This is a genomic window from Asaia sp. W19 (assembly GCF_003994335.1).
Taxonomy (GTDB): domain Bacteria; phylum Pseudomonadota; class Alphaproteobacteria; order Acetobacterales; family Acetobacteraceae; genus Asaia.
Window position 1 is genome coordinate 1 of sequence record NZ_PNQZ01000006.1, and the last position, 1,123, is coordinate 1,123.

At 62.2% G+C, this 1,123-nt stretch carries 1 pseudogene; it reads left to right on the forward strand.

Features of this window, described 5'->3' with window-relative positions:
* Positions 1 to 1,123 (forward strand): annotated as a pseudogene (locus C0V97_RS18245) (phage tail protein); the annotation flags it as partial.

Sequence of the window (1,123 nt, forward strand, 5' to 3'; positions counted from 1 at the left end):
GTCTAGGCTCGATCATCCCTGGCATCGGCACGCTTCTCGGCGGTCTGATCGGTGGCGGGGCCGGTGGTCTTCTGGGCGGGCTCTTCGGGCACAAAAAGAACCCCTACACCATCGATCAGGTTCTGCTCGAGGGCGATCAGTTCAGCATCGGCAAGACCTGGAACCAGAAGCAGACCGACACCATCACCGCGCAGCTCAAAGCCGATATCGCGAGCCTGAATACGATGATGAGCAGCATGGGGCTCAAGGCCGGGAATGCCTATCTCGGCACGGTGCGCGACGATCCGAATAACAAAGACCCGGATCAGCGTTCGGTGAGCCTCAAGGATCTGCTGGGTGGCGTGCAACTGCGCAGCGACGACAATGCGACATTCAGCCAGGCACTCGCCCAGGGAATGCCCGCAAGTTTCGACAGCGTGGCCGCGTTCCAGACGGCCGTGACGCAGCTCAAGGGAATGGCCGATACGGTGGATGCGCTGGGCGTTGCCGTCTCGAAATTCAACAGCGACGGCACGGTGACCGTGTCGGGCTTTACCGAGGCCACGGGGGATCTGCGCACCGCGCTCGATGCCATGCTCAACGGCAAGACGGTGTCGACCAGCGATCTGCAATCCCAGGTGGCCACCATTACCGAATTCGTCAGCAACACCATGCCCAATCTGATGAAAGCGACGGTCGACGGGCAGCAAAGCTGGGTCGAGCAGATGGAGGCGCTCAAAAAGACCTATGCAGACGCGGCAAGTCAGGCCGGTTCCTACGGGCTCGACGGCAACGCGCTTAACGACAAGTTCAGCGCGCTCTATCGGGAAGGGTACGAGCAGAACATGCGCAGCCTGAGCGAGAGCGGGCAATCGGTGAAAGCCCGGCTTCTGGCAGCCCAGGGCGATCAGCAGGGCGCCGATCTGCTCGATTTCGATCTCTCGGCGTCCCAGCAAAAGCGTCAGCTCGCCGAAAGCTGGAAGGGCTTTCTCGGCGAGGCCTATACGGGGAACCAGACCTATCTCGACCAGGCGACCGCGCTCGAAAAGACCCTCGCGGCCGAGCGTCTCGCCATCCAGAAAAGCTACGCCGACAAGGCCGCCGCCGCTGCCAAGGCAGAGGCCGACGCCAAGACGCAGGCGAT